The following is a 7,524-nucleotide window of genomic DNA, read 5'->3' as shown; positions in this document are numbered from 1 at the left end:
GGTGGCCGGCAGCGTGTCCGAGCGCGAGTTGCTGTCCGCGGTGTTCGAGGGTCGCGCCAAGCTCGCCGACGCGGTGGCTCAGCACATGAGTCCGCCGCTGCCGATGATCGGAGTCGGCGAAGTGGTCAGCGTCGCCGCCAAGGCGCTGCGGGACTGGGACGCGGTAATGGTGGTCGAAGGGGGCAAGCCGGTCGGCGTCATCACCCGCCACGACCTGCTGGGGTTCCTGTCGGAGGGGCCGGGTAGGCCAGGGCGGCGGTAACCGGGCATCGAAGCCGGCCCTGCGATAGCCTGTGGACCGCTTCGCCGACCCGGAGCCGACCTAGAGGAGGCGCTCATGACCGGCCTGCCGCCACCCCCGCCGGGGAACTATCCGCCGCCTCCGGATTACCCGCCGGGCGGTGGATATCCTCCGCCTGGCAGCTACCCGCCTGGCAGCTACCCGCCTGGCAGCTACCCGCCCGGCAGCTACCCGCCCGGTAGCTACCCGCCGCCCCCGCCGGGCAATTTCCCACCACCGCCGCCGGGCACACTCGGATATCCGCCGCAGGCCCGCGGCGGTTACGTCGACCTTCCCGGTGGCGGGTCGGCCCAAGTCGCGACATCCGGCCGGCGACTGGTTGCCCGGCTGATCGATACCGCCATTTACGCGGTGGTGTTCTCCGTGGTCCTGGTGCTGCTCGGGTCGGTGTTCTCGTCGTCCACATCGGGTGTCTCGGGAAGCAACGGGAGCGGCACCAGCATCACCAAGCCCGGACAACCTGGCCGGCCCGGGCAACCCGGGCAACCCGGGCAACCTGGGCAACCTGGGCAACCTGGGCAACCCGGCCGACCGGGACAAGGGGGACAGGGCGGCCAGGGCGGCCAGGGCGGTGAGGGAGGCCGGCCCGGCCAACCCGGCCAACCCGGGCGACCCGGCCAACCTGGCCAACCTGGCCAACCTGGCCAACCCGGGCAGTCCGGAAACCTCTTCGTGCCGATCGGCCTGGCGTACGGAGCCACCCTGGCTTTCCTGCTGCTCTACGAAGGCCTGATGTTGGGTGCGCTCGGTGCCACGCTCGGCAAGATGGCCCTTGGCATCAAGGTCGTCGATGCCGGCACCGGCAGGCCCATCGACTTCGGCCAGGCGTTTGTCCGGCAGCTCATTCCATTAGCCGGGTATGTGTTCTGCGGGGTGGGCGCGGCGGTGGTGTACCTGTCTGCCCTTTTCGACAACTCGGGGCGGTTGCGGGGCTGGCACGACCAGGCGGCCAACGACCTGGTCCTCCGTGGCTAGCCGGACCGGCGCAGCGGGCGTGCCCGCAGGCGCACGACGAAACCTTTAGGCTGGCCGTCGATGAGCGGACAGCACTTCTCGAACTCTTTCAATGGCCTGTCGACCAGGGCCATCCACGCCGGCTTTCGCCCCGACCCGGCCACCGGAGCGGTGAACACCCCGATCTATGCCAGCAGCACGTTCGCCCAGGACGGCGTTGGCGGGTTGCGTGGCGGGTTCGAGTACGCACGCACCGGAAACCCGACCCGCGCCGCGCTGGAATCCGCGCTGGCCGCGGTCGAGAGTGGCAGTTTCGGCCGGGCATTCGGCTCGGGGATGGCCGCCAGCGACTGCGCACTGCGGGCGTTGCTGCGACCCGGTGACCACATGGTCCTCCCCGACGATGCCTACGGCGGTACGTTCCGGCTGATCGACAAGGTGTTCACCGGATGGGGGGTGACCTACACGCCGGTCGCCCTGTCCGACCTGGACGTGGTACGCGCCGCGCTCACGCCGAACACCCGGCTGATCTGGGTGGAGACTCCGACCAACCCGCTGCTGTCGATCGCCGACATTGCGGCGGTCGCTGAACTGGGCCGATATGCTTCAGCAAAGGTGTTGGTGGATAACACATTTGCTTCGCCTGCCCTGCAGCAGCCGCTGACCCTTGGCGCTGACGTGGTACTGCACTCGACCACCAAGTACATCGGCGGCCACTCCGACGTGGTGGGCGGCGCGCTGGTCACCGACGACGAGGAGTTGGACGCCGCGTTCGGCTTCCTGCAGAACGGCGCCGGCGCAGTGCCGGGACCGTTCGACGCATACCTGACGATCCGTGGCCTCAAGACGCTGACGTTGCGGATGCAACGGCACTGCGAGAACGCGGCGGCGGTCGCGGAGTTTCTCGCCGCACATCCGGCGGTGCGCACCGTGCTCTATCCGGGCCTGTCCGATCACCCGGGCCACGACGTCGCGGCCCGGCAGATGAGCGGCTTCGGCGGCATGGTGTCGGTGCGGATGCGCGACGGAAGGCAGGCCGCCGAGCATCTGTGTGCGCGCACCGAGGTGTTCATCCTGGCCGAGTCGCTCGGTGGGGTGGAGTCGCTAATCGAGCATCCGGGCGCGATGACGCATGCGTCGACGGCCGGCTCGCAGCTGGAGGTGCCTGACGATCTGGTGCGGCTGTCGGTGGGCATCGAGGACATCGGGGATCTGCTCGCCGACTTGGAGCAGGCGCTGAGCTAAACGATGGTTCGCCGATAGAGGGATAGAGGTGAGCGAGCCAGTTACTCTCAGCCTCGGTAGGGCTCGGCGCTGAGCAGCGTCACCTTGACGGTCTTGCCGCTCGGGACCGTGTAGCTGCGCTCCTCGCCGACCTTGGCGTCGATCAGGGCGCCGCCGAGCGGCGAGTTCGGCGAGTACACCTCGAGGTCGCCCTCGTGAATACCCTCCTGGCGGGTGGCAATCAGAAACGTTTCGGTGTCGGACCGGTCGCCGTTGTAGCAGACCTTCACCACCGAACCCGGCAGCGCCACCCCGGATTGGGAGGGGGCCTCGCCGACCTTGGCGTTATTGAGCAGCTCTTGCAGCTGACGGATGCGGGCTTCCTGCTGGCCCTGCTCCTCGCGGGCGGCATGATAACCGCCGTTCTCGCGCAGGTCGCCTTCCTCACGTCGGTCGTTGATCTCCGCGGCGATCACCGGACGGTGCGCGATCAAGTGGTCGAGCTCTTCCTTGAGCCGATCATGTGACTCCTGGGTCAACCAGGTCACCTGGGTGTCCGTCATTTCGTCGCGCTCCTTGCGTGGTGGGGCCCGGGATACTTCGGTGCACGGGCCGCGAGGCCGGCCACCGCCGGAAAGGCGGTGCGACCCCGTGTACTGCGGTTTTGTGCCGCTAATGCAGCAATACACGGTCCCAACAGGAACCGTGTACCCAAAAACCATACCACTGCGACGTCACGCCGACGCCGGAACCGTCCACAGCACCGACCTGGGCGTCAGGGGGAGCGGAGGTAGCCGGGCACATCGGTTCCGCATCCGTAGACGTCGCCCATCATCGGCGGTGCGCTCGATTTCACGATCGTCGTCACCTGGATGGTGGCCGTCTCAGCCGGCCCGACCAGCACCTCACGCCGGCCCGTCTCGCCACCGTCCGCGGACCGGACCCGCACGATGCACACAACCGGGCGCGACGGGTCCGCGCGGGTCACGGTGATCGTCACCGACACGGTCTGTTCATCGATTACCCGGTAGCCGAACAGATCGCCTTTGACGTCGGGGATGCCCAGCCGCTGATAGACGATGACGGAAGCGGCGGCGCCGGTCGCGAGGGCCAACACCGCCAGCGCGATCACCGCCCGGTGCCGCGGTCTACCGGCCAGCCGGACTCGGCCATAGCGGCTGGCCGGCCGCCGGACGGCCGGGTCGTTGGAGGCGGGATCGGTTGCCGGCCCATGAAAGCCACTGGACATGATGGAACTATTAGAACCGGAAACCATCTTCGACGATAGGGCCCATATGTCCGGTCAACGGCAGACGGAAAGGTGAATGCGCACGTGAGCGAGCTGCGGCTGATGGCAGTGCACGCCCATCCGGACGACGAATCCAGCAAGGGCGCGGCCACCCTTGCCCGCTACGCCGACGCCGGCCACCGGGTGCTGGTGGTGACGCTGACCGGCGGTGAACGCGGCGACATCCTCAACCCCGCGATGGACTTGCCCGACGTGCACGGACACCTCGCCGAGATCCGCCGAGACGAGATGGCCAAGGCCGCTGAGATCCTCGGCGTCGAGCACACCTGGCTGGGCTTCGTCGACTCCGGTCTGCCCAAGGGTGACCCGCCACCGCCGCTGCCGCCGGACTGCTTCGCGTTGGTGCCGCTGGAGGTCTCTACAGAGCGGCTGGTGGAGGTTGTTCGGGACTTCCGGCCGCATGTGATGACCACCTACGACGAAAACGGCGGCTACCCGCATCCCGATCACGTCCGCTGCCACCAGGTTTCGGTCGCCGCGTTCGAAGCGGCCGCTGACTACCGCCGCTACCCGCAAGCCGGAGAGGTGTGGACGGTGTCCAAGCTGTACTACAACCACGGGTTCCTGCGCCAGCGGATGCAGTTGCTGCAGGACGAGTTCGCCAGGCACGGGAAGGTGGGCCCGTTCGGCAAATGGCTGGAGCACTGGAAGCCGGACTACGATGTGTTCGCCGACCGGGTAACCACCCGCGTCGAATGCGCGGCCTACTTCGGCCAGCGTGACGACGCACTGCGCGCCCACGCCACCCAGATCGACCCGAACGGTGACTTCTTCGCCGCGCCGATCGCCTGGCAGCAGCGGCTGTGGCCGACCGAGGAGTTCGAGCTGGTCCGGTCCCGGGTGCCGGTGAGCCCGCCCGAGACCGACCTGTTCGCCGGGATCGAGGCCGGCCGGTGAACCAGGCTCTCATCACGGCGCTCGGTGTGCTGGCTGACGAGGCGCCGCACAACACCGGACCGGACTTCGGCAAGGCCAGCCCGTTCGGTCTGCTGGTCATCGTGCTGTTGCTGCTCGGCACCTTCCTGCTGGTGTGGTCGATGAACCGGCAGCTGAAGAAGGTGCCCAAGTCGTTCGATCGGGACAGTCCGGCGGCTGATCCGGCCGCTGATGCAGGCACGGCCGGGCCGGACGACCCCGACGGATCGTCTGGCTGAGTAGGCTGTCTCACCCGCTTTCCGCACCGGATGCCAGACTGGACGCCGTGACCGAGCAGGCCGTCTCGGAGCGGGACGCCCGCCACCCCGATCCCAGAGCGCTGATTGTCCCGTTTTACGTGCAGCGGCGCCTGGCTGACCGCGGACCGCTGCCCGGTATCGGCGCCGACGGCGACGAGGCGATCGAGCGGCTCGACGAACTCGCCGGCGATGCACCGGTAACCGACTGATGGTCTCGCCGGCCGGCCGCCCGCCCGTCCCGGTGGCCCTTTCCGATGTGTGCAAGCGCATTTTTTTAGGGAAGCCGCTGATCAGCGAAGACCTCAAATCGGCGACATTGCCGAACTCAGTTGCGCTGGGCGCGCTTTCGCCCGACGCTATCTCGTCGACCGCCTACGGTCCCGAGCAGATCCTGGTCGAACTGCTGCCGCAGGCCGGTCTGGCCGCCTTTGTGTTGCTGCTGCCGATCACCGGTGCCATCCTGTTGATCCTGGTGTTGGTAGCCGCCTCGTATCGGCAGGTCGTGATGGCCTACACCCGAGCGGGCGGCTCCTACGTGGTCGCGCGGGATAACTTCGGACCCCGGGTGGCCCAGATTGCCGCTGCGGCACTGTTGATCGACTACGTGGTCACCGTGGCGGTTCAGACGGCCGCCGGCACGGTCGCGGTGGTGTCGGCGATACCCTCGCTCGGGCCCTACAGCCTGCAAATCACTGTGGCCGTGGTGATCGCCATTTGCTATGTGAACCTGCGCGGACTGCGTGAAGCAGGCCGACCCTTCGCGACGATCACCTACTTCTTCGTCATCATGATCACCCTGATGATCGTGACGGGGTGGATCCGCGAAATCTTTTGGGGGCTACCGGCATATGATCCTCAGCACATCACCGGAGCGGTGCCGGTCCATCAGGGTGGCGGTTTGGTGATGGGCGCCACCATCCTGGTGCTGCTGCGTGCATTCGCCAACGGCGGCTCGTCGTTGACCGGCATCGAGGCAATCTCCAATACGGTCAACGTCTTCGGTAAACCACAGGGCGTCAACGCACGTCGAGTGCTCACCATTATGGCGTGCATCCTCGGGTTCTCGTTGGCGGGCGTTGCCCACCTTGCCCACGTCACCCGCGCAACCCCATATATCGATGAATACCCCTCGGTGCTATCGCAGATCGCCAGCGCGGTCTTCGGCGAGGGGGTGATCGGCCACACCCTGTATTTACTCGTCCAGGCGTCGACCGCGGCCATCTTGTACACCGGTGCCAATACCAGCTTCAACGGGTTCCCCGCGCTGGCCAGTTTCGTTGCTGAGGACCGCTTCCTGCCACGACAGCTGACAAAGCGCGGTTACCGGCTGGTGTTCTCCAACGGCATTGTCACGCTTACCGTGCTATCGGTGACCTTGCTGGTGGGAACCGGCGGTTCGGTCAACGCGCTGGTGCCGTTGTTCGCGATCGGCGTGTTCAGCGGTTTCTCGATGGCCGGCTACGGGATGACCAAACACCATCTTAGGCACCGTGATCGAGGCTGGCGACACAAGCTGGTGATCAACTTGTCGGCGGGAATTCTGTCGACGATCGTGGTGGGGATCCTCGCCGTGGCCAAGTTCACCGAGGGAGCCTGGTTGGTCGTTGTCGTGTTTCCGCTGTTGGTATTCGGGTTGATGCGGCTCAACCGCGAATACCGGGCCGAGGCGTCGATTCTCGAGACGTTTCGCACCGACGGTCCGGAGCTGGTGAAGTACGCGTGTCACCGGGTGTTCGTTTTTGTCAGTGCGCTCGATCTCGCGGTGCTCGAGGCGCTGCGCTACGGCAAGGGATTGCGGGCCGATGAACTGGTGGCAGTGCACTTCATGGTCGACCCTGCGGTTGCCGCGCGATTGCGGCAACGCTGGGAGCACTTAGATCTCGACACACCGCTACGGGTGGTGGACTGTCCGGACCGGCAGATCACCCGGGCCGCCCAGCTGCTGGTCGTGACGATGCGCAATGAGCGCCCGGACACCAACGTCACGGTGCTGTTGCCACGGCGCACCTACGCACCGTTGCTGGGACGACTGCTTCACGACCGCACCGCCGACAAGATCGCCCGCGCAATCAGCCGGATTCCCGACGCCGCCGCGACGATCGTGCCCTATGACGTGAAATCGCGAATCGCGCAAGCGTCCCCCGACAGCGTGGAGCAGCGAATCACTCGGGAACTCGACAAGGTTCAGGCGCGAGTTTTTCGCGACGAACAGCAGAGCATCGACGCATACGAACACCCGGAGCGGGCGACGGCGGTGGTCCCGGTGCAGAGCCTGATTGCGGGTCGACGCGCCACCGTCGAAGGCCGGGTCATCCAGGTCGAAGACATCACCGAACGGGGGCGAACGGTCCGCTGGATCGTGGTCGGTGACGACAGCGGAGACATCCGCGTGGCTTTCGCTGCCGGACGCGGCGCCGATATCTCACCGGGTCAGCTGCTGCGAATCACCGGGAAGGTACGCCAACGACGCAACCAACCGGTGGCGATCGTCGACCCGGCCTATCAGGCAGTCGAGCAACCCGAGGACGTCAACTAGCCGGGCGTGCCGGTACACGTCGTCG

9 protein-coding genes are annotated in these 7,524 nt (G+C 66.8%); 7 read left to right on the top strand and 2 right to left on the bottom strand.

Annotated features, from left to right (window positions below):
* The 3 genes from AC2VON_RS11995 to AC2VON_RS11985 all read left to right on the top strand — a co-directional run.
* The coding region (locus tag AC2VON_RS11995; protein ID WP_486953164.1) for a CBS domain-containing protein at positions 1-262 on the top strand (262 nt) is incomplete at its 5' end.
* A gap of 75 nt (positions 263-337) precedes the next feature.
* Positions 338-1,276: an RDD family protein gene (locus AC2VON_RS11990; protein WP_486953163.1), complete on the top strand. Its 939-nt coding sequence runs from the start codon at positions 338-340 to the stop codon at positions 1,274-1,276.
* Positions 1,277-1,336: 60 nt separating this feature from the next.
* A complete protein-coding gene (locus AC2VON_RS11985) occupies positions 1,337-2,500 on the top strand; it encodes a cystathionine gamma-synthase (RefSeq protein WP_486953162.1) in 1,164 nt (387 codons plus the stop codon).
* A 47-nt stretch (positions 2,501-2,547) separates the two neighbouring features.
* Here AC2VON_RS11985 and greA read toward each other — a convergent pair whose 3' ends face one another.
* Together greA and AC2VON_RS11975 are read right to left on the bottom strand one after the other, a co-directional pair.
* Positions 2,548-3,042 carry a transcription elongation factor GreA gene (gene greA, locus AC2VON_RS11980; RefSeq protein ID WP_486953161.1) on the bottom strand — a complete coding sequence of 165 codons (495 nt, stop codon included), beginning with the start codon at positions 3,040-3,042 and terminating at the stop codon, positions 2,548-2,550.
* 212 nt (positions 3,043-3,254) lie between these two features.
* Complete coding sequence (locus AC2VON_RS11975; RefSeq protein ID WP_486953160.1) at positions 3,255-3,728, bottom strand: DUF4307 domain-containing protein; 474 nt, start codon at positions 3,726-3,728, stop codon at positions 3,255-3,257.
* A gap of 84 nt (positions 3,729-3,812) precedes the next feature.
* On the opposite strand from AC2VON_RS11975, the gene mca reads away from it, so the two are divergent.
* Genes mca through AC2VON_RS11955 form a run of 4 tightly spaced genes read left to right on the top strand, consistent with a single transcriptional unit; the run spans position 3,813 to position 7,499 of the window.
* Positions 3,813-4,685, top strand: coding sequence for a mycothiol conjugate amidase Mca (mca, locus tag AC2VON_RS11970; RefSeq protein WP_486953159.1), 873 nt, complete (start codon positions 3,813-3,815; stop codon positions 4,683-4,685).
* Complete coding sequence (locus AC2VON_RS11965) at positions 4,682-4,942, top strand: hypothetical protein (RefSeq protein WP_486953158.1); 261 nt, start codon at positions 4,682-4,684, stop codon at positions 4,940-4,942. The genes mca and AC2VON_RS11965 overlap by 4 nt, the downstream gene beginning before the upstream one ends.
* A 47-nt stretch (positions 4,943-4,989) precedes the next feature.
* Entirely contained in the window at positions 4,990-5,172 is a 183-nt protein-coding gene (locus AC2VON_RS11960; protein WP_486953157.1) for a hypothetical protein, read from the top strand.
* Positions 5,172-7,499 carry an APC family permease gene (locus AC2VON_RS11955; RefSeq protein ID WP_486953156.1) on the top strand — a complete coding sequence of 776 codons (2,328 nt, stop codon included), beginning with the start codon at positions 5,172-5,174 and terminating at the stop codon, positions 7,497-7,499. Before AC2VON_RS11960 ends, AC2VON_RS11955 begins: the two co-directional genes overlap by 1 nt.
* The last annotated feature ends 25 nt before the right edge of the window (positions 7,500-7,524 follow it).

The organism is Mycobacterium sp. TH-M82 (genome assembly GCF_057473605.1).
Note: the sequence above shows the minus strand (reverse complement) of the source record. Positions and strands in the feature narration are given on the sequence as shown.

Excerpts from the sequence above, each read along its gene's own strand:
- AC2VON_RS11990 (WP_486953163.1), top strand. The coding sequence starts at position 338 with ATGACCGGCCTGCCGCCACCCCCGCCGGGGAACTATCCGCCGCCTCCG.
- AC2VON_RS11985 (WP_486953162.1), top strand. The coding sequence starts at position 1,337 with ATGAGCGGACAGCACTTCTCGAACTCTTTCAATGGCCTGTCGACCAGG.
- greA (WP_486953161.1), bottom strand. The coding sequence starts at position 3,042 with ATGACGGACACCCAGGTGACCTGGTTGACCCAGGAGTCACATGATCGG.
- AC2VON_RS11975 (WP_486953160.1), bottom strand. The coding sequence starts at position 3,728 with ATGTCCAGTGGCTTTCATGGGCCGGCAACCGATCCCGCCTCCAACGAC.
- AC2VON_RS11955 (WP_486953156.1), top strand. The coding sequence starts at position 5,172 with ATGGTCTCGCCGGCCGGCCGCCCGCCCGTCCCGGTGGCCCTTTCCGAT.